The 19607-nt window shown below is 38.0% G+C and carries 21 protein-coding genes; 8 read left to right on the top strand and 13 right to left on the bottom strand.

Annotated elements, in window-relative coordinates; genetic code table 11:
* The first annotated feature begins 21 nt into the window (after positions 1 to 21).
* The 3 genes from purM to AC27E9_RS10455 are packed head-to-tail and all read left to right on the top strand — an operon-like array spanning position 22 to position 2489.
* Positions 22 to 1068 (top strand): phosphoribosylformylglycinamidine cyclo-ligase, encoded by a 1047-nt coding sequence (gene purM / locus AC27E9_RS10465; protein ID WP_487129885.1) that lies wholly within the window; start codon positions 22 to 24, stop codon positions 1066 to 1068.
* A 6-nt stretch (positions 1069 to 1074) separates the two neighbouring features.
* Positions 1075 to 1719: a phosphoribosylglycinamide formyltransferase gene (gene purN, locus AC27E9_RS10460; protein ID WP_487129883.1), complete on the top strand. Its 645-nt coding sequence runs from the start codon at positions 1075 to 1077 to the stop codon at positions 1717 to 1719.
* A 23-nt stretch (positions 1720 to 1742) separates the two neighbouring features.
* A complete protein-coding gene (locus tag AC27E9_RS10455) occupies positions 1743 to 2489 on the top strand; it encodes a DUF3108 domain-containing protein (RefSeq protein WP_487129881.1) in 747 nt (248 codons plus the stop codon).
* A gap of 121 nt (positions 2490 to 2610) precedes the next feature.
* Here the strand turns inward: AC27E9_RS10455 and AC27E9_RS10450 are convergent, their stop codons facing one another.
* Positions 2611 to 3396, bottom strand: a complete 786-nt coding sequence (locus AC27E9_RS10450) for a class II glutamine amidotransferase (RefSeq protein ID WP_487129879.1) — start codon at positions 3394 to 3396, stop codon at positions 2611 to 2613.
* 163 nt (positions 3397 to 3559) lie between these two features.
* Between AC27E9_RS10450 and fadE the strand changes: the two genes are divergently transcribed.
* The 4 genes from fadE (at position 3560) to AC27E9_RS10430 (ending at position 9470) form a co-directional block, all read left to right on the top strand.
* Positions 3560 to 5977: an acyl-CoA dehydrogenase FadE gene (fadE, locus tag AC27E9_RS10445; RefSeq protein ID WP_487129877.1), complete on the top strand. Its 2418-nt coding sequence runs from the start codon at positions 3560 to 3562 to the stop codon at positions 5975 to 5977.
* 281 nt (positions 5978 to 6258) lie between these two features.
* Positions 6259 to 6924 (top strand): TetR/AcrR family transcriptional regulator, encoded by a 666-nt coding sequence (locus AC27E9_RS10440; protein WP_487129875.1) that lies wholly within the window; start codon positions 6259 to 6261, stop codon positions 6922 to 6924.
* Between the two features lie 75 nt (positions 6925 to 6999).
* Complete coding sequence (locus tag AC27E9_RS10435; RefSeq protein WP_487129873.1) at positions 7000 to 8367, top strand: aldehyde dehydrogenase family protein; 1368 nt, start codon at positions 7000 to 7002, stop codon at positions 8365 to 8367.
* Positions 8368 to 8417: 50 nt separating this feature from the next.
* The gene (locus AC27E9_RS10430; protein ID WP_487129871.1) at positions 8418 to 9470 is read left to right on the top strand and encodes an aldo/keto reductase; all 1053 of its coding nucleotides are present in this window, start codon (positions 8418 to 8420) and stop codon (positions 9468 to 9470) included.
* Positions 9471 to 9568: 98 nt separating this feature from the next.
* Here the strand turns inward: AC27E9_RS10430 and AC27E9_RS10425 are convergent, their stop codons facing one another.
* The 6 genes from AC27E9_RS10425 to AC27E9_RS10400 all read right to left on the bottom strand — a co-directional run bounded on the left by AC27E9_RS10425 (position 9569) and on the right by AC27E9_RS10400 (position 13998).
* Positions 9569 to 9916 (bottom strand): nuclear transport factor 2 family protein, encoded by a 348-nt coding sequence (locus AC27E9_RS10425; RefSeq protein WP_487129870.1) that lies wholly within the window; start codon positions 9914 to 9916, stop codon positions 9569 to 9571.
* A 107-nt stretch (positions 9917 to 10023) separates the two neighbouring features.
* Positions 10024 to 11844: an acyl-CoA dehydrogenase C-terminal domain-containing protein gene (locus tag AC27E9_RS10420; RefSeq protein ID WP_487129868.1), complete on the bottom strand. Its 1821-nt coding sequence runs from the start codon at positions 11842 to 11844 to the stop codon at positions 10024 to 10026.
* 345 nt (positions 11845 to 12189) lie between these two features.
* On the bottom strand, positions 12190 to 12642 hold the full coding sequence (locus tag AC27E9_RS10415; protein ID WP_487129866.1) for a helix-turn-helix domain-containing protein: 453 nt from the start codon (positions 12640 to 12642) through the stop codon (positions 12190 to 12192).
* Positions 12643 to 12774: 132 nt separating this feature from the next.
* Entirely contained in the window at positions 12775 to 13194 is a 420-nt protein-coding gene (locus AC27E9_RS10410; RefSeq protein WP_487129864.1) for a hypothetical protein, read from the bottom strand.
* A gap of 59 nt (positions 13195 to 13253) precedes the next feature.
* The gene (locus AC27E9_RS10405; protein WP_487129862.1) at positions 13254 to 13379 is read right to left on the bottom strand and encodes a hypothetical protein; all 126 of its coding nucleotides are present in this window, start codon (positions 13377 to 13379) and stop codon (positions 13254 to 13256) included.
* 187 nt (positions 13380 to 13566) lie between these two features.
* Positions 13567 to 13998, bottom strand: coding sequence for a hypothetical protein (locus AC27E9_RS10400; RefSeq protein WP_487129860.1), 432 nt, complete (start codon positions 13996 to 13998; stop codon positions 13567 to 13569).
* 361 nt (positions 13999 to 14359) lie between these two features.
* On the opposite strand from AC27E9_RS10400, the gene AC27E9_RS10395 reads away from it, so the two are divergent.
* Positions 14360 to 15091 (top strand): hypothetical protein, encoded by a 732-nt coding sequence (locus AC27E9_RS10395; protein WP_487129858.1) that lies wholly within the window; start codon positions 14360 to 14362, stop codon positions 15089 to 15091.
* 21 nt (positions 15092 to 15112) lie between these two features.
* Here the strand turns inward: AC27E9_RS10395 and AC27E9_RS10390 are convergent, their stop codons facing one another.
* From AC27E9_RS10390 to AC27E9_RS10365, 6 genes are all read right to left on the bottom strand, one after another.
* Positions 15113 to 15553: an SRPBCC family protein gene (locus AC27E9_RS10390; protein ID WP_487129856.1), complete on the bottom strand. Its 441-nt coding sequence runs from the start codon at positions 15551 to 15553 to the stop codon at positions 15113 to 15115.
* A 68-nt stretch (positions 15554 to 15621) separates the two neighbouring features.
* Positions 15622 to 16605, bottom strand: coding sequence for an MBL fold metallo-hydrolase (locus tag AC27E9_RS10385; protein ID WP_487129854.1), 984 nt, complete (start codon positions 16603 to 16605; stop codon positions 15622 to 15624).
* A gap of 27 nt (positions 16606 to 16632) precedes the next feature.
* Positions 16633 to 17202 (bottom strand): GNAT family N-acetyltransferase, encoded by a 570-nt coding sequence (locus tag AC27E9_RS10380; RefSeq protein WP_487129852.1) that lies wholly within the window; start codon positions 17200 to 17202, stop codon positions 16633 to 16635.
* Between the two features lie 40 nt (positions 17203 to 17242).
* On the bottom strand, positions 17243 to 18589 hold the full coding sequence (locus tag AC27E9_RS10375; RefSeq protein WP_487129850.1) for a M20/M25/M40 family metallo-hydrolase: 1347 nt from the start codon (positions 18587 to 18589) through the stop codon (positions 17243 to 17245).
* Between the two features lie 161 nt (positions 18590 to 18750).
* Positions 18751 to 19188: a hypothetical protein gene (locus tag AC27E9_RS10370; protein WP_487129848.1), complete on the bottom strand. Its 438-nt coding sequence runs from the start codon at positions 19186 to 19188 to the stop codon at positions 18751 to 18753.
* Positions 19189 to 19503 carry a hypothetical protein gene (locus AC27E9_RS10365; RefSeq protein WP_487129846.1) on the bottom strand — a complete coding sequence of 105 codons (315 nt, stop codon included), beginning with the start codon at positions 19501 to 19503 and terminating at the stop codon, positions 19189 to 19191. It abuts the gene before it with no gap.
* Positions 19504 to 19607 lie beyond the last annotated feature (104 nt).

Genomic DNA, 19607 nt, shown 5'->3' with positions numbered 1-19607 from the left:
ACTACATAATTGAGGTTCCCCGTGAGCGAAGAAAAACAGTCTTTAAGTTATAAAGATGCTGGCGTTGATATAGATGCAGGTAATGCCCTAGTTGAAAATATTAAAGGTGCAGTAAAGCGCACTACTCGTCCAGAAGTTATGGGGGGGCTAGGTGGTTTTGGCTCAATCTGCCAACTTCCAACGGGTTATAAAGAACCGGTTTTAGTTGCTGGCACCGATGGTGTAGGTACAAAATTACGTTTAGCGATTGATCTGAAAAAGCATGACACTGTTGGTGTTGATTTAGTCGCAATGTGTGTTAACGACCTAATTGTACAAGGCGCTGAACCTTTATTCTTCCTTGATTACTACGCAACAGACAAATTAGACGTTGATGTTGCTTCTGCAGTTGTATCAGGAATTGCTGATGGCTGTGTTTTATCAGGTTGTGCTTTAGTTGGTGGTGAAACGGCCGAAATGCCGGGTATGTATCACAAAGGTGATTATGATATCGCTGGATTCTGTGTTGGTGTTGCTGAAAAATCACGTGTGATTGACGGAACCAAAGTTGCAGCTGGTGATCAACTTATCGCTTTAGCTTCTTCAGGTGCGCACTCAAATGGTTTCTCTTTAATTCGTAAAGTATTAGAAGTTAATAATACTGATACAAACGAGTTGCTAAATGGCAAGTCAATTGGTGACCATTTAATCGAGCCAACTAAAATATACGTTAAATCAGTATTAGAGCTACTTAAGCACGTTGATGTTCATGCGTTATCTCACATTACTGGCGGTGGTTTCTGGGAGAATATCCCACGTGTGTTACCAGAAAGTGCACAAGCTATTGTTGATGGCAACAGCTGGGAGTGGCCGGCAATATTTAACTGGTTACAAGAAAACGGCAACATTACCGAGCATGAAATGTACCGCACTTTTAACTGTGGTGTTGGCATGATTATCGTTGTTCCAGCCGATGCAGTTGAACAAAGCCTTGAGATTTTAACAGCACAAGGTGAAAACGCTTGGCATATTGGCGCAATTGCTGACATGCAAGCAGGCCAAGAGCAAGTTATTATTAACAAAGGTTAATCAACAATGCGAAGCCGAATTGTAGTACTCATTTCTGGCGGCGGCACAAACTTACAGGCGATTATTGACGCCTGTAAGTTAGAAAATTATGGCGGCGAAGTCGTCGCTGTAGTTTCAAATAAAGCTGACGCATATGGACTCATCCGAGCACAAGAAGCCAATATTGCCACTACGGTGCTTTCTCATAAAGACTTTGATAGTCGAGAAGACTATGACAGCGCACTTATCGGCGAAATTAATAATTATCAACCTGATTTAGTAGTTCTTGCCGGCTTTATGCGTATTTTAACGCCAAAATTTGTGCAAACTTATCAAGGTCGTTTAATCAATATTCATCCTTCTTTATTGCCTAAATATCAAGGCCTGAACACTCACCAACGTGCAATTGACGCTGGCGATTTAGAACATGGTGTCAGTGTGCATTATGTTACTGAGGAACTTGATGGCGGTCCTGTGGTCTTACAAGCTAAAGTGCCTGTATTCCCAGAAGATACTGCAACAGAACTTGCACAGCGAGTACACCAACAAGAACATAGAATTTACCCGTTAGTGGTGAATTGGTGTTGTAGCAAACGTGTCACCATGGAAGGAGATAACGCGCTATTTGATGGTGTTATCCTACCAACTTCAGGGTATGCTAGCGAAGAATAAACTTAGTTTTTAGAGAATTTTATATGTTGAAATCATTACCTTGTGCCACTTTGTTATTGTCTACCTTAACATTGTTTAGTTCCACATCTTCTGCCGAGACAGTAGATAATGAAAATAAGGTAATGGTGCCAGCATTTAAAGCTAACTATACAATTTTACGAAGTGGTAAAGCTGTAGGTAAAGCATCACGAGAATTAAATTATTTAGCTAATAATATGGCGCAGTATAGTTACCATACTGATATAGAATGGTTAATATTTTCTGATACACGAGAAGAAACTTCAACAGTAAAACTTAACGGTAATAAAGTTACGCCAACAAACTATGTTTACAAGCGTGAAGGTACTGGTCGAGATAAGTATTATGAGTGGAGCTATGATACTGCTAACAATACCGCAACAAACAAGAAGAAAAAACGTACCAAAAAAATAGACTTCCCTGAGAATATTCAAGACTCATTAAGTTATCATTTACAACATCGACTGAATTTAATTAGCAAACCAGAACAAAAGCAATTTGTTTACCCTGTAATTAAATCTTCCGGCTCTTTGAAAAACTATGTTTATCAATATGATGGTGAAGAAGAGCTAATGTTGCCATATGGCTTGGTAAAAACAGTTAAATTTAAACGTGAAGTTGTAGAAAAAAAACGGATAACCTATGCATGGTTTGCTCCAGAGCTCGATTATTTGCTAGTAAAACTTTACCAAATCAAAGGTGATGTTGAGCAATTTGAAGCACAATTAGAATCTGTTGACATTATCGAGTAAACCTTATTTATCAGAAAACAGTAATAAAAAAATTATATTAAAGTGGCGAATACTGTCGCCACTTTACTTACGCTTTATTTATTGACGTTTTAACCTTAGCTAACCCAAGAATATATTTAAACTAATCAACTTTGCTTTGGCAAATTAACTGCCCTTTCCTAAATAATAAGCCTTCTTGCGGTTGCATTTTTTGCCATGTTTCATCATCAGTTAGTGGCTGAGTTGCAATTACGGTAACAATATCATTTTCTGTAGTTTCTTGTTCAAAGTTCACCACCATTTCAGCATCAATAAGGCTAGCTTTTCCAAATGGTGCTTTACGTGTTAACCAATGCAGCTTATTAGCACAATAAACAAATAAATTATCGCCGTCAGTTAGCAACAAATTAAAAACACCAAGTTTATTAATTTGACGACATTGCTCAACGATAAAATCAAACAATACGGTTGCTTCAGGCTCGTCGCCATCAAACTTATGCAAAAGTTGATCAAGTAACCAACAAAAAGCATGCTCACTGTCAGTTTCGCCAACCGGTAAATGATATTTAATCATCAATTCGCTTTTAAAGTTGTCAAGCTGGCCATTATGAGCATAGGTCCAATTTTTCCCCCACATAGGGCGAATAAACGGGTGCGTGTTAACCAGTGAAATTTCGCCTGAATTAGCTTGGCGAATATGGCAGACAACTGTCTCACTTTTTATCGGATAATCGGTAACGAGTTTCGCGATTGGAGACTCTGCGCTCGGTAAAGGGTCTTTAAAACTACGACAGCCCTTACCTTCATAAAAGGTAATGCCCCAACCGTCTTTATGTGGCCCAGTATTGCCACCGCGCTGCATCAGGCCACTAAAACTAAAACAAATATCTGTTGGTACATTGGCAGACATCGCCAGTAATTCACACACTTTTTTAAACTCCGTAAAATCTAGTCTTATATTTTATATAAGCTAAATGTTAAATAATTTGAATTTACTCGCTATTGCAATTAAGCTTAAAGAATCAATCTGGTCAGACCTCAAGGTTTTGACTAAATTAGACAACATTATGTATCAACATTAAGGAACACATGTGGATTATTTAACTTGGGCATTACTTGCCATCGCACTCAGCGGGTTTATGGCCTATTCTAGGGCATCGCTCACTTCATTTACCATAGCATTTACCGCACTGATGATTATAGGAACCTTCTTCAATGTCATCTCGTTTTTCTCATGGATACTATTTACGGTAATCGCTATACCACTTAATGTTGACGATATTCGCAAACAATACATAACCAAACCGTTGTTGGCTATGTTCAAAGGTATTATGCCAGAAATGTCAAAGACCGAACAAGAAGCAATTGACGCAGGTACCACTTGGTTCGAGGCGGAGTTATTTCGAGGAACTCCAGATTGGAAAAAATTACACAACTACCCTAAACCTCGCCTTAGTGCTGAAGAGCAGGCGTTTTTAGATGGTCCTGTTGAAGAAGTTTGTCGTATGACCGATGACTGGCAAACCACTCATGAACTTGCTGATTTATCACCTGAGGTTTGGCAATATTTAAAAGATAATAAGTTCTTCGCCATGATCATTAAAAAACAATATGGTGGCTTAGAATTTTGTGCTTACGCTCAGTCTCGTGTATTACAAAAATTATCAAGTGTTAGTACTGTACTATCGTCTACCGTTGGTGTGCCTAACTCATTAGGCCCAGGCGAATTGTTGCAACATTACGGCACCAAAGAACAACAAGATTACTATTTACCTCGCCTAGTTAAAGGTGAAGAAATTCCATGTTTTGCATTAACTAGCCCGGAAGCAGGTTCCGACGCTGGTGCGATTCCAGACTTTGGTGTGGTTTGCCGTGGTGAGTATAATGGCGAAGAAGTTCTCGGTATGAAACTTACTTGGAACAAACGTTATATTACCCTAGCGCCAATTGCGACTGTGTTAGGCTTAGCTTTTAAATTACAAGATCCCGATCATCTCCTTGGCGAACAGGAAGATTTAGGCATTACATGTGCTTTAATTCCAACCGATGTCGAAGGTGTGATAACCGGTCGTCGCCACTTTCCTTTAAATGTGCCATTTCAAAATGGTCCAACCCAAGGTAATGAAGTTTTTGTGCCATTAGACTTTATCATTGGTGGCCCCGAAATGGCGGGCCAAGGCTGGCGTATGCTAGTTGAGTGTTTATCAGTTGGCCGTGCAATTACCCTGCCTTCAAACAGTGCTGGCGGCATTAAGTCTTTAGCGTTAGCAACTGGGGCTTATAGCCGCATTCGTCGCCAATTTAAAATCTCTATTGGTAAAATGGAAGGTGTTGAAGAAGCTTTAGCGCGTATTGGTGGTAATGCTTACTTGATGGATGCCGTAACAACTATGTCAACTGGTGCTATCGACATGGGCGAAAAACCCAGTGTTATTTCAGCCATCTCAAAGTACCACTTAACGGAAAAAATGCGTAACTGTGTTGCCGACGCTATGGATATTCACGGTGGTAAAGGCATTTGTATGGGGCCTGGTAATTACCTTGCCCGTGGTTATCAAGGTGCCCCTGTTGCCATAACAGTTGAAGGTGCCAATATTCTTACTCGTAGTATGATTATTTATGGTCAAGGTGCTATTCGTTGTCACCCTTATGTTTTAGCTGAGCTTTCAGCTGCAGGAAACGAAGATCAACAACAAGCATTAAATGATTTTGATCATGCACTGTTTGGACATATCGGCTTTGCAATCAGTAACATTTGCCGAAGTGTTTGGTTCTCATTCACCGGAAGTTATGCTCTAAGCTCACCATACAACGATGAAACCCGTCGCTATTATCAGCTTATGACACGTTTTAGCTCTAATTTAGCCATGTTATCAGACGTTGCTATGTTGACCTTAGGTGGCGATTTAAAACGCCGTGAGCGTATATCAGCACGCCTTGGTGATATTTTAAGTTACCTATATTTAGCATCAGCTACCCTAAAGCGTTACAACGACGAAGGACGCCAAAGTGCTGATTTACCATTAGTACAATGGGCACTGGAAGACAGCCTGTATAATATTCAACAAGCTATTAGTGAACTTATTAGTAACTTTCCGAATAAGCTAGTTGCAAATGCACTAAAAGTAATTATTTTACCGTTAGGCTGTAATTTGAAAAAACCTTCTGATGTTACTGACCATAAAGTGGCTAAATTGATGCAAACACCAAACGAAAGTCGCAGCCGCTTAGGAGAAGGACAGTACATAACTCGTGAACCAGAAAATGTACTTGGTCAATTAGAGCAAACACTAGATGACATCATCGCTTGTGAGCCTATTTTTGACAAAATCTGTCGTGAATTAGGTGAAAAGCTTCCATTCTACAACCTTGATATTGTTGCAGAAAAAGGTTTAGCGGCCAATATCATCAATCGAGACGAAGCAGACCTGTTAACAGCTACTGAAATCGCTCGTAAAGCGGCGATTAACGTTGATGACTTTGAGTCAGACTATTTAAAAGCAGGTTAGTTTTAGCCTTTAAAAAGTTACGGATAAGTAATCCCCCAAGTTTATTTGAATAAACTTGGGGGATTTTTTTATCTCTATATTATTATTCGGCCAGTAATAAACACACAATATTACAATCGGAATGGCTTTGACCTCTTATGCTTGCTGGAAAGATTTGCTAACATTGTTTCAGAATTGTAACAAAGCCATTACTAGAGAGCATTGTAACTGGCTCTGAAACATTATAAATTACCCTCATTACAAGTTTTTAACAAACGTAACTCCACGAGTATAAAAGATCCATGTTAGTAACCGATGAACAAATTGTAAAAAAGAGACGCAGTAAAGGCGAAAGAACAAAACACCTAATATTAGAATCTGCAATTGCGGTCCTCGCTGCCCAAGGCATTAAGGGGGCAACTCACCGAGCTATTGCTTCTCACGCCAACATACAATTGTCATTAACGACATATTACTTTAAAGATATTCAAGAGTTAGTAAGACAAGCATTTGAATTAAACGCTGCCAATATAATCCACAATATTGCTGAGCAATGGCAACCTATTATTGATCTAGTTGACGGCCTTAGCAAAGCTGACTTACGCCGAGTAAGTGTTCGTGTTGAGTTGAGAGAAAAATTAACACCACTAATAAGCAACATGATTACCGCCAACATAAGTAGCAACCCTCAGCAACTTATTGTCGAGAAACAATTATTTAGCGAAATGCATGTAACTCCTGAACTTGTTTTCATTTCGCAGCAACTTCACCTTGCGCAATTACAACCTTGCTTACAACTTTGCCAATACTTTGCGCAAGATGACATTGAAATTAACGCCGAAATTCTTCTTAGCCAAATTCAAGATACAGGTTATCGTCAATTACAAGTGACTACACCAATAAATGATAATGATATTTTGAAAACTATCCATCAAATATTAGCGATTATAATTAGAATAAAGCCATAAAAATTAAAGCTTTGTACTCGCTTCATAAATGGGTTAAATTAAGTCATCCGACCATTTAGTAAGCAAGGAACAATTGTGGATTTTAATGAGCAGTTAACCAAGCACCAGCAGTTTTTTTTCAACAATAACACCCGAGATTTAAACTGGCGTAAGCAGCAACTTCAACAAATTAAACGTTTAGTAAATGACAACGAAGATGCTTTTCTTACGGCTCTTGCTGAAGACTTAGGTAAACCTGCGCAAGAGGCTTGGATTACAGAGCTTTCCTATGTAACCGGTGATGTAGATCATGTTTGTAAAAAACTTAACAGTTGGGCAAATAAACGCCGTGTAGCTACTCCAATTGTTGCTCAGCCAGGTCGTTCATATATTCAGCCTGAGCCCCAAGGTACTGTTCTTATTATTGGTGCTTGGAATTATCCTTTACAACTTATACTTGCACCACTTGTAGCCGTTATTGCTGCCGGTAATTGTGCAATTGTTAAACCATCTGAATTGGCGCCAGCAACATCAAGTTTACTTGCCAAACTTATACCGAAATACTTAGAGCCACAAGCCGTTTCAGTTGTTGAAGGCGCTGTTGAAGAAACAACCGCCCTACTTTCATTACCCTTTGATCATATTATGTATACAGGAAATGGCCAAGTTGCTCGTATTGTTATGGCTGCAGCGGCAAAACATTTAACTCCCGTAACGCTTGAGTTAGGCGGTAAAAGCCCTGTATACGTAGATGAAAGTACGGATTTAACCATTACGGCACAACGCATAGCTTGGGGAAAATGGATGAATGCCGGGCAAACCTGTATTGCCCCTGATTATATTCTTACGTCAACTAATATGGTTAAACCCCTTGTTGAAGCTTTAAAAACACAAATAGAAAAAATGTTTGGTAAAGATCCACAACAAAGCACTAGTTACGGAAAAATAGTCAACGAGCGCCATGCTGAGCGTATTAGCCAGTATTTATCAGGACTAACTGCTGATGTTGGCGGCAATTTTAATATTGCAGAACGCTATATTGAGCCAACAATTATTGTTGATCCCCCTCTAGATTCCTCATTAATGTCTGATGAAATTTTCGGTGCAATACTGCCTATTATCAGTATTAACAGTTTTGACGCAGCAAAACAGTTTGTCAAAGAGCGCGATAAGCCATTATCTTCTTATATTTTCAGTAAAGATAAAGAGCAATGCCAAACTTGGGTAAATGAAATTAGTTCAGGTAGTCAATGTATAAACGACGTTATTATGTTTAATGCAGTGCCAGAACTGCCTTTTGGTGGTGTCGGACCAAGCGGTATGGGCCAGTATAGTGGAAAAGCAGGATTTGATAACTTTAGCCACTTAAAATCAGTATTAGCAAGGCCATTTATTAAAGATTTACCCGTCAGATTTGCTCCTTATGGAAAAATGAAATTTAAACTCCTAAGATGGATCCGTTAGAGCATATATTTAAGTCATGTTTTAGAGTTTTTACCTAGCAAGGTGGTTATATGAAGTACGAACGATTAGGAAGTAGTTCACTGCAAGTATCTCGTATTTGTTTAGGCAGTATGACTTGGGGTCTACAGAACAGCCAAGCCGATGCTAATCAACAAATTGATTATGCGCAAATGCATGGAATTAACTTCATTGATACGGCGGAAATGTATGCCGTACCACCCTCTGCTGATACCTATGGAAAAACTGAAACAATAATCGGAAATTGGTTAAGTGCCAACCCGTCTCGACGCAAAAATATTGTTTTAGCTTCCAAAATTGCTGGCCCAGGTTTTTCTTACATTCGTGATGGCAGTAAAATTTCGGCCAAAACAGTCATAAGCGCTGTAGAGGGTTCCCTAAAGCGGCTTCAGACTGATTATATCGATCTATATCAATTACATTGGCCTAATCGTCAATCACCTCATTTTGGTAACCATTGGCCAAACGCTAACAATTACACATCAGTTAATGCCGAACAACAAACTGAAGAAATGTTAGATATTTTGCACGGCCTCGACAATTGCGTTAAAGCCGGTAAAATTCGCTATTGTGGTTTATCTGACGATACTCCGTGGGGTATCAACCAGTATTTGCAATTAAGCAAAGAACACAACTTGCCTCGCATGGTATCGTTACAAAATGAATTTAATTTGCTACATACCAAAGATTGGCCTTATTTAATTGAAAATTGTGTTCATGAAGATATTGCCTATTTACCTTGGTCTCCGCTAGCAACTGGCTTACTAACAGGGAAATATATTAATGGTTTACGCCCAAGTGGCAGCCGTTTTACCTTGATGCAAAGACATGGGCTATTTCGTGATACTGAAAATGCCAATGCGGCCGTGAAAGCGTATGTAGAGATCGCAAAACAACACCAACTATCACCAGCACAGTTGGCATTGAAATGGTGTGATCAGGTAGATGGCGTAACTTCCACTATTATTGGCGCGACAAGCCTAGCACAATTAACTGAAAACATTGATGCATTTAACGAACCTTTGCCTAAAGCAGCGGTTGATGATATCAAGCAAGTGTTAAAGCAATTTCCATCACCATTTTAATGCACAACATTGCTCACTTATTTTCAATCAAAAATGATAATTGACGGTTTTTGAAAACGATTCTGATGCCAAAAGATAGTGCCCTATAACTAGGATTTCTATATGCTTAATTTCCGGTCAGGGTGAATATCACCAATATGGTAATAGGCAATTACTTTTTCAATTAAATCCCCGTTTATATAATGCCATTCACTGACATCAAGACGAAACTCGTTTTGAATAGCCGTGTAACGAACACACACTTTATCACCCGCCGTTACCATGTCATGAATAATGAATTGATAACCTAAAAACTTATCTTTATTAGACTCTACCAAAGCTAGATAGGCTTGTTTACCGGTTATTGTGCCGAATGGACTTTGATGCCGAAAATTATCACTGATGGGTAAGTCTTTAAAATTTCCGGTTTGCCATAACTGAAACCACGTTTGTATCATTGCTTTCATGCCACACACCTTAATTTTTATCTCAAAACAAATAAGAACCCCATAAAAAAACCATACTCTGAATAGAGTATGGTTAATCGTAAGTTTAGCTAGTTTTTAATTACTTTTTAAAGAAATGAAAGTAATTCTTCATCAAGCTGCATTAATGTTTTTGGATCAGCCATCATAGTAGTTGCTAATGACTTAGTACGCGGCAATAAACGTTCAAAATAAAACTCAGCAGTTTTAATTTTTGCACGATAAAAATCACGATTTTCAACATCTGTCGCTAATTTTTCGTAGGCAGCTTGTGCCATTTGAGCCCAGAAGTACGCCATAACGACATACCCAGAATACATTAAGAAATCAACAGACGCAGAGCCTACCACATCACGATCTTTCTTCGCTTTAAGTCCTAAACGAATGGTGTATTGTTGCCATTTCGCAACCGTTTTACTTAGTGGCCAAATAAATTTATTCATTTGGCGCTTATGTGGATTGCTTGATAGCATGCTCTTATCTTTACAATAAATAAGAATCTCTTTGGCAAAAGCATTCAATGATTTACCGCGGGTCATCAATATTTTACGACCGAGTAAATCTAACGCTTGAATACCAGTGGTGCCCTCGTAAAGTGTCGAAATACGCGTATCACGAACAATTTGTTCCATACCCCATTCTTTAATAAAACCATGACCACCAAATATTTGTAAACCATGATTAGCACTTTCTGAGCCTAACTCAGTTAAAAATGCTTTTAAAATAGGTGTAATAAAACCTAAGCTAAAGTCAGCTTTCTTGCGATCTTCTTCAGACTTCGCATTTTCAATTTCATCTACCAATTTCGCCGTGTAATAAATCATTGCACGACCACCTTCACTGATAGCTTTTTGCGTCATCAGCATTTTACGAACATCAGGATGACATATAATCGGATCTGCCACTTTATCTGGATGTTTAGTACCTGATAAAGAGCGCATAGATAAACGCTCTTTGGCGTAAATCAATGAGTTTTGATAAGCCAGTTCAGCGGCACAAACTCCTTGTAGTGCAGTACCAACGCGCGCTGTATTCATAAAGGTGAACATACACTCTAAACCTTTATTTTCAGGGCCAATCAATACACCTTTAGCGTTATCAAAGTTAAGCACAGCTGTTACTGACGCTTTGATACCCATTTTGTGTTCAATTGAACCACACGAAACATTGTTAAACTCACCAATATTTCCTTGTTCGTCGGTTTGCATTTTAGGAACAATAAATAGTGAGATACCTTTTGTACCTTCAGGCGCTCCTGGCAGTCGGGCCAAAACAATATGTACAATGTTATCTGTTAAGTCATGTTCACCTGCTGAGATGAAAATTTTAGTACCCGTAATGTTATAAGTACCGTCTCCGTTTGGCTCAGCTTTAGTTTTAACTTGACCTAAATCTGTGCCACATTGTGGCTCAGTTAAACACATAGTACCAGTCCATGAGCCTTCGATTAAACGGGTAAGGTATAGCTCTTTTTGCTCGTCCGTACCATGAGTGTGAATGGTGTTCATGGCGCCATGGCTTAGGCCTGGATACATAGCCCATGACCAGTTTGCAGTGCCCATAAGTTCAGAAACCACCATACCTAGTGAAGATGGTAAGCCTTGTCCACCATGTTCAACTGGATGAGATAAGCTTGGCCAGCCGCCTTCAACAAATTGTTGATATGCGCCTTTAAAACCTTTAGGTGTAGTTACTGTGCCATTATCAAAGGTACAACCTTCTTCATCGCCGCTTTGATTAAGTGGTAGTAATTCATTTTCACTGAATTTGGCACACTCTTCGATAATAGCGTCAACTAAATCAGGCGTGGCCTCTTCAAATTCAGGATGCTTTTTGTAATGCCCGTAATAGTCAAACACATCTTCAAATAAGAATTTAATATCTGCAACCGGTGCTTTATAACTCAGCATGTATAACTCCTAACACTTCTAATAATAATTTTTTGCATTACTGCATAAGTGCTAACGAGTATACACACACATCCGACCAGTGGTCAAACCAGTAATGTGATTTCTCATTAAAATAATTCAATCAAAATAAAAAAAGCTTAATAATCAGTAATAAAGTTTAAAAATTCAATTGTTAAAGATAATTGCTGGCGCAACTTTTCAGCGATAGATAGACTATTTATTACGATTTTTCATATTAGAAGTGAATGAAAATTTGGCAGGAATTAGGCCAAAAAGTAAAATATATCTTCTTAGCCTAATAAGTTTCATACGAAGGTGACTGCTCAAAGACACATTTTAATAGGCCTATGCTTCATCATACCAAATACCATATTTATCACCTTGATATTTTAGTAATAAGAATAAATAAGCAATTGATAGCATCATTAAGCCTCCCACCAATGCAACCTCACTTACCAGTCCTACACAACAAAATATAAAACCACTAATATGGGTAATCACTTCAATTCTAACAGCCGATTTACGTGTAGGCCGAGTTTGTAGAAAGTTAAATACAAACCAAATTTTTAGTAACCATGGTAATTTTTGCCAGTTACCTGAACGTTTATCCACGTTAAATTTCTCCTGATTTAAAGTCGCTATATCAACATTAAGCGCAGAAGCTAAACATTTTAAAGATTCTACACTAGCATTTTTGCCACTTTCTATACGCTGTATTGTTCTAACATTTAGCCCAGACATTTGTGCTAATTGCTCTTGCGATAGATGACGACTCAAACGAAGTTGTTTTAAAATCATTGCTTATACCTTTGCACTTTCAAATCAAAATTATTTGTCACTTTATAACCTGACGGTTACGAAATCACGCCGACTTTCACCCGACACTTACACTAATCATTTAAAAAACAAACAAAATGCTCATTTTGATTTTTAAAGAGAAAACCAACTTTGTTTTAATCCCCAGATATGTACCAAAGCAATCACTAAACAAATACTCGAACTCCATAACCAAAAATCAGGTGTTCGCCCTAACGGGTTAAAAATAAGAAAAAAACCGGCAATACCTCGTAACAAGTAAACTGCCGAAATTAAAATCAGCATCATTCGAGTAAAAGGTAAGGCTACAATTGCACCAGCTGCAGAAAAAGCATATAAAGCCCAAACAATTAACACAGTGACAATACCAGAGGTAATTATTGTTGGCTGTAAACTACCTTGCTCTGCCATAAGTGCCATTTGTTCACCGGCACCAAAAAATCGATACCAACTTGCACCAAAATAAATACAACCTATATGCAACAACGCAGCTGAGCTACTTAATAAACCAGCAGAAATTAACCAGACATTCATTAATCATGATCCTTCATTTTTTAAATCTAACAAGTATTAACTAAGGTTACGTATGACAGTTAAGTATCAGTGATAGTTTCAGCTTCACTGACGCCTAACCTATCATCGTTACCAATAAGTTGATATTTAACGCATTCTCCAGCGGGAATTGTTTTATTTAATACTCCTTGAGAATTTTCTGCCACTTCATGATTGGTGATACAAGCAATATTAGCTAATGTTTCAGTAGAAAGAACGACGTCAAAATCACTCTATATGCTGTAATACTTCATCAAACCTTAATGAATATTTACGCATTTAATTACCTTCCTAAATGGCTCTATTGAAGTGTTACTCTATTAATGAAAGAAACCAAAAACTTGATAATTATTGCTAATCTTCATGTAACCAATCTTGATAGCAACGAAAGAAATATTGCCAATACCCTACAGCAGATGAAATATCAGTTAATTGCTGTTGTAAATTAGCCAACTTAACGTCATCGACAACGGTTTTATCATCAGGGAAAAACTGTGCTTGAGATTGTTCACCATGACTTTGTAATAAATGCATGCAATCAACAAAACCCGTTAACGTGCTACTTACTTGCTCGCACTCCCAACCTGATTCACCTAAAAATGCAGTGTAGACTGGTAGCTCATGATCATTTGTATCAACAAAATATGGGTCGCCTAATTCAGTATCTCTTGCGATAACTTGCCAAGATGACTGCCAATCACCAGCGCTTGAACCAAATAAATCAAGGCCATCTTCATCTCGCCCAAATCCTAGTTGCGCCTGCTCAAACGTTGATTCTGACGTCATAAGAAGAAAGCCTTGCGGTCCAAAAAATACCGCATCATATTTGAGAGAGCTTAAAATATTGATCAATTTGTTTTCCACTACGATTACCTGCTCTAATTTATTAGAAATTGAATAATGATGCAGAGCTTTTTGAACTATCTTTTTGCAAAATATTATTCAAGAAAATTTGTTTTATGGGGCATTCAAAAGCGCACTCTGCCAATGTATGTATTATGTCATAATAAATATTGCCACTAAATATCACTCTCGTGCATAAATAGCATTACCAACAAATAGTACCTTGCAAAATATTCAATTTAAAAAACTCTATTGGCCTATATTTTGTATATAAATATGCATGTCAATTTTTTGAATTATGCAAATGGTTAATAACATAAACACTTACGGTGCAATTTTAAATACCAGCTTAAATACCACATCGTCATCAACAAACACTTCCGAAGTTGACAACATTATTGAAAAGCATAAAGCACAAAGTGCTGATAAGTTAGTGGAAAATAGTAAAAGCCAAAGTAACTTATACCTTTCCAATCGAGCACAAAAAATTAACGCTATCAGCAGTGAGTTTTTCAATGGCGCGACACTAAACTTTAACGATGTCGAGTCACTGAAGGAACGTGCGTACCAATTAGGGCTGATCTCACAAAATGAATACGCAAAATTAACAAACACAACGACAAAAACAGAGAGTATTGCAACTGAAATTGAAAATCCAACAATGAGCCTGACAGACTTTATTGGTGATTTACTTAAACGCTTGCAGTCAGATGATGATGACAGTCAAGATACTGACAACGGTTCCGAGCAACAAAGTGAAGCTCTAAATGCTCTAATTAAAGCGCTAGAAGGAGCAAAAGAAATAATTACTAATGTTGAAGAAGCCAAACAAGAAAGCGATTTCAAAGATAAACTGCAAAACACCTTAGGCTTATTGAAAGAAACTATTGAAGCACCAACTTTTGAAAAAATACCACTAGATGATAAGGTTGGATTAAGTAAAGTGTATCAAGCTTTAGAGATTGTTGACCAACTTACTCCACAACGTTTAACTAATGAAAAACTTAATAAATATTTAGATTTGTCATTTAGCTAACCGTTTACCTGTTAAACTTAATCACGAATGGTCGATATGAATATCATTAGGAAAGGCCCTACCTTTCCCTGTTTCTAATGCATCTTTAAGACTCAATAAAAATACCCCCCACTTTGTGCAGCAATGCGCCATAAATTCAGACGATTCTTGCCAGTTTGTATGGCTAAAATTCACAAAAGTCTGCTCTATGTGTGGCTGAATTTCGAAGCATACTTCTGTATTTGTCCAAGCTTGTGGCATATCACCGCTATGCTGCCAGCGAACTAAATTATTTGTTTTTAACTCGATAACTTTAAAGTCAGGTCCACCACCATTAAATCGAAATTTAATAAGAGATCCTATATCTCCAGCACCAATAACATCATTCGTCCACCAAGTCATTAGCCCTTCATTGGTGGTAAGTGCTTTATAAATAGCCTCAGCAGAAGCATTGATACCAACACGATGAGTAATTGCATACATAATTTATTCCTTTATTACGTTATTACGTTACTAATACATTTAAAGAATTTACTATCATTACCCTAACATTACTGGCTAATTAGTCGTCCAAAATTACTGAGTGATTGTTGCAGCCCATTCATAGGTACAATAATGATATTATCGAAAATTAATTTCGTCGGTTCAGGGTATTTTGCTAGCTGCTGAGCTAGCAACTGCAATAACTCGACATTCAAGGGCAATGCAGCCTCGTTGGGCTGAAAAGTACTGCCAATATCATAAAACTCTCCGGCAGTTGCTTTCATTTCAATATGAGCGCCTAAAACCGCGCTGATCTTATTTTTCTCGCTAAACTCACTGAGTGTTTGCAAACTCGTTCTATAATCTTGCCAGTGCTTCACATAAACTAAACCAGGATAAAAACTATCTCCGGTTAATAACCACTGTGTTTGCGAATCATATAGGGTAATAGCTTCTTCTTGATGCCCAGGCGTTGCTATAACGGTAATTTTTCGTTCACCCAAATCAATTGAAACTTCTTTGGAGTCATGGCTTTGATTGCTGTTAAGAAATGTTTTCAAGGCAATTTCTGTTGGCAACACAACAGCAGTATTTTCTTGATTTAAAAATTGGCTATCGCCAGCATAATGATCACTATGGCCATGTGAATGTAAAACCAGCAACTCAAGCTCAGTGATGCCCGTTTGTAATTGGTATTGGTCCATTAATTGTTGAACAGTTTCAGCTAAAGGAAATGAATCCGCATTTTCGACAGCGCCTGTATCAAGTAGCAACGCCCTTTCATTGCCCAAGAACAAATAAATAAATGGCGCTTCAAAATGCTGACACTTATTTTGTCGTAAAATATAACTCGATGCTTGGTAACGAAAAACTTCTATTGCAGGCTCCTTATTCTTGTTGCAGTTTTTACTGCCGTGCTGCCACTTGTGTCCTGACAGCATTTTACTTTCACTATCCGCGCTAATATCGACATTAACTCGAACTGTACTAACACTTTGACTACTACAAGCTGCCAACATGAACACAAAAAACAACGCTAAGTAAATTTTCATATAGGTCCTATTAATCAATTAAAATGGCTATCCCTCAATAACTCTCAAACCACCTTCGGTTTGCTTAGATAGCGCCTGAGCAGAAGGCCAGCTATAAATATATTCTTTGGTATGATTATCACACGGCGTATGCCAAATACCTGAAGCCACGTTTTTACCGCCTAATGATGTATAAAAACCAATTGCATTGGTATTACAAGCAAGCACCTCAAGGTAAACAGCATCATTTTTATAGTGCTGGTCTGCCCATTTAGCGGCTAAATTTAACAACCTTGTTCCTAGCCCATACCCTTTAAAATCAGAAGCAACATGAAGGTTATCAATAATGGTTCCATACTCTTGATGGTTAGCTCCAAATATAGAAATAAAACCAGCAAAGTTACCATTAACGAGTGCAATAATGACATGTTGGTTGTTTTTGGGTTCGGCTAGCCGCTTGCTCCATATAAGGGTTCGCTCATTAAAAACTTTATCCTGTAGGTAGTCGGCTGATAACACTTGATGATAATTTTCTTGCCAGCTTTTAGCATGCAGCCTAGCAATGTTGTCAAGGTTTTCTAGTGTTGCACCCTTAAATTCAAAGGCCTTCGTGTCCATTTGATTTCCTTTTGGCATGCCAATCTCGGTAATATTATGGTTAATGAACTGCTATTGCTTTGTTTGCTAAACGGTAGATTAATAGTGCCGTTTTTTCGATATTTTTAGGTAAACTCGTTAAATCTGCTATTTCATCCTTTGTGTGAGCACCACTGCCCATCAAACCTAAACCATCTAACGACATTACAACATGATCAGCAGCAAATGAAATATCTGCAGCACCGGCGTTTCTGGGGTTTGCGACGGTTATTTTGTTATAACCTAAATCCTGACTTATTTGACTGTATAGAGACAATAACCGTTTATTACTTTCAGTTAATGCCATTGGGGGATAACCTTCTTCGAATATTAAGGTCGCGGTGGTATGGTTTAAGTTATTCGACACAATATCTTGCATCACTTGTTGTGCGTGAGTCGCTTGCGAATTAGACAGTGCTCGTAAATCGCCTTTTACCGTAACATGTTGGGCGATAACATTACTTTTACCAAACGCCTGCGCCGAAGACTTTGTCTTATCGACATCAATTTTAGTACCACCGACAATAAGTCCTGGATTAAAGGTTAAATCTTTTTCATTTGCTAATTCAGTGCGAAACGCTTCAAGAATTCGAGCTGTTTCATAAATGGCGCCAAAACCAACGTTATCGCTGAATATTCGTGATGAATGTGCCGGTTTTCCTAAAACATTTAGTGTCCAACCGACATAACCTCTGCGCGCAGCCATACCTGTTTCAATATTGTTATCACCATTTTCAAAACCTAATGCAATATCAGCCCATTTCGCACCTTCAACAATTGCCTTCTTAGATAAGCTTAATGGTCTACCGCTACTTTCTTCATCACCGGTTAAAATCACTTGAATACTGACATTGTCGAGCAAATTAAGTGTTTTTAATGTCCTTAATGCTGAAATGATAATGGTATTGCCACCTTTCATATCTGCAACACCTGGGCCAGACGCTTGTGTTTCGCTAATTCGTTTAAATTTTTGAAAGTCATCATGCTTTGCAAACACGGTATCTAGATGACCGATCATTAAAATCTTAATGGCATCGGCTTTTTTACTTTTATGCCATGCAACAACATGCCCTGCTCGATTAAAAGCACTTCCATCGAGCCATTGCACATCGAAACCCAGTGCCGACAACTGCTGCTCAGCTAGTTCTCCTACTTGCTTTACGCCCGCTAAATTCATTGAACCACTATTAATATTTACTGCTTGTTCTATTTCCTGCAATGCTAATGGCAGCTCAGTTTGTACTTGCTGCACTATTTTTTCTTCGTTGGCATCAAGCGCATTCACTGGCAATGCAAAGGTATGATTTGAAGCACTCGATAAAGTAAGGAATAATGAAAATGATGCGTACGATAAATTTTTAAGTAACATTACAGTTTTTTTAAGTGGCGAAAAGGCTCACTTAATATCGCGTAAACTATAGATAATTACAAACAACAGATGTTAGAAAATATATCTTAAGCGCTATGAGAACAGACTTTTGATAAAAACAAAAAATCAAATTAAAAAGCCAATGACGATATAAAATTCTCTTAATCTATCGTTATTTCATCTAGGTTTGATGCTAACGCCTTAACTTGTTTTTGCTCTTGCGCCGTTAGCTCACCATACAAGCGAGGGTATGACCAACCATATCCCCAACGAAATGTAGTGGGTAAATATGGTGTGCCACCAACTCGAACGCCTGCCAACATAAGCGCTGCAATTTCTGGCTCGCCCACTAAAGCAACACAAGTTTGTAAGTTTTGATCTGAAATTAAACGCTGTTGATAAGTACCACCCTGCCAATAATCATAATCGTGTTGAATACAACATGACAGCCAAAGTTCTTTTTGTTCAAAGGTTCCATCAGGAAAGGCACTACAGCCATCGCTAGTAAAAGGTTTCAATGTGTCGGCGTTTGACGAGTGATGGTTAAATATTAACACAGACACAAAAGCTATAATTATTAAGGTAATAAACTTATTCATTTAGTGTTTACCTAAACTATATTTCAGCCAGAGCTTATAATAAACAGCATTGCAGGTCGTGTTATTATCCATTTTGCCGTCTCGATCACAATCCGAGCCAGTTAGCGTTTTTACAACACCTTGGCCATATTCATCAACATCACTCTGTTCAGCGGCAACAATAATTGTTACTTTTGGCGCATGATCAATAAATTCACCAACATCTTTATATCGCAGGAACTCTTCTTTACTCATAATATTAGTGATATCTGTCGCAGCAGATGACATAGGTAAGAGTAAGGAAAATATGAAAAAATGTCGTAACGGAAAAGTCATAAGCTTATTAAAAGTAACTCGTTAATAAGCTTATATTACCCAAATGCTTTTATAGATAATAGAGTTATTCATTTATAGATGTATCGAAGCTTACTTAAACACCA

This window comes from Colwellia meonggei, from assembly GCF_057537295.1.
The sequence above is the reverse complement of the archived record's forward strand: the minus strand, read 5'-3'. Positions and strand labels throughout refer to the sequence as shown.

Excerpts from the sequence above, each read along its gene's own strand:
- purN (WP_487129883.1), top strand. The coding sequence starts at position 1,075 with ATGCGAAGCCGAATTGTAGTACTCATTTCTGGCGGCGGCACAAACTTA.
- AC27E9_RS10455 (WP_487129881.1), top strand. The coding sequence starts at position 1,743 with ATGTTGAAATCATTACCTTGTGCCACTTTGTTATTGTCTACCTTAACA.
- AC27E9_RS10440 (WP_487129875.1), top strand. The coding sequence starts at position 6,259 with ATGTTAGTAACCGATGAACAAATTGTAAAAAAGAGACGCAGTAAAGGC.
- AC27E9_RS10430 (WP_487129871.1), top strand. The coding sequence starts at position 8,418 with ATGAAGTACGAACGATTAGGAAGTAGTTCACTGCAAGTATCTCGTATT.
- AC27E9_RS10425 (WP_487129870.1), bottom strand. The coding sequence starts at position 9,916 with ATGAAAGCAATGATACAAACGTGGTTTCAGTTATGGCAAACCGGAAAT.
- AC27E9_RS10420 (WP_487129868.1), bottom strand. The coding sequence starts at position 11,844 with ATGCTGAGTTATAAAGCACCGGTTGCAGATATTAAATTCTTATTTGAA.
- AC27E9_RS10415 (WP_487129866.1), bottom strand. The coding sequence starts at position 12,642 with ATGATTTTAAAACAACTTCGTTTGAGTCGTCATCTATCGCAAGAGCAA.
- AC27E9_RS10410 (WP_487129864.1), bottom strand. The coding sequence starts at position 13,194 with ATGAATGTCTGGTTAATTTCTGCTGGTTTATTAAGTAGCTCAGCTGCG.
- AC27E9_RS10400 (WP_487129860.1), bottom strand. The coding sequence starts at position 13,998 with ATGACGTCAGAATCAACGTTTGAGCAGGCGCAACTAGGATTTGGGCGA.
- AC27E9_RS10395 (WP_487129858.1), top strand. The coding sequence starts at position 14,360 with ATGGTTAATAACATAAACACTTACGGTGCAATTTTAAATACCAGCTTA.
- AC27E9_RS10390 (WP_487129856.1), bottom strand. The coding sequence starts at position 15,553 with ATGTATGCAATTACTCATCGTGTTGGTATCAATGCTTCTGCTGAGGCT.
- AC27E9_RS10385 (WP_487129854.1), bottom strand. The coding sequence starts at position 16,605 with ATGAAAATTTACTTAGCGTTGTTTTTTGTGTTCATGTTGGCAGCTTGT.
- AC27E9_RS10380 (WP_487129852.1), bottom strand. The coding sequence starts at position 17,202 with ATGGACACGAAGGCCTTTGAATTTAAGGGTGCAACACTAGAAAACCTT.
- AC27E9_RS10375 (WP_487129850.1), bottom strand. The coding sequence starts at position 18,589 with ATGTTACTTAAAAATTTATCGTACGCATCATTTTCATTATTCCTTACT.
- AC27E9_RS10370 (WP_487129848.1), bottom strand. The coding sequence starts at position 19,188 with ATGAATAAGTTTATTACCTTAATAATTATAGCTTTTGTGTCTGTGTTA.
- AC27E9_RS10365 (WP_487129846.1), bottom strand. The coding sequence starts at position 19,503 with ATGACTTTTCCGTTACGACATTTTTTCATATTTTCCTTACTCTTACCT.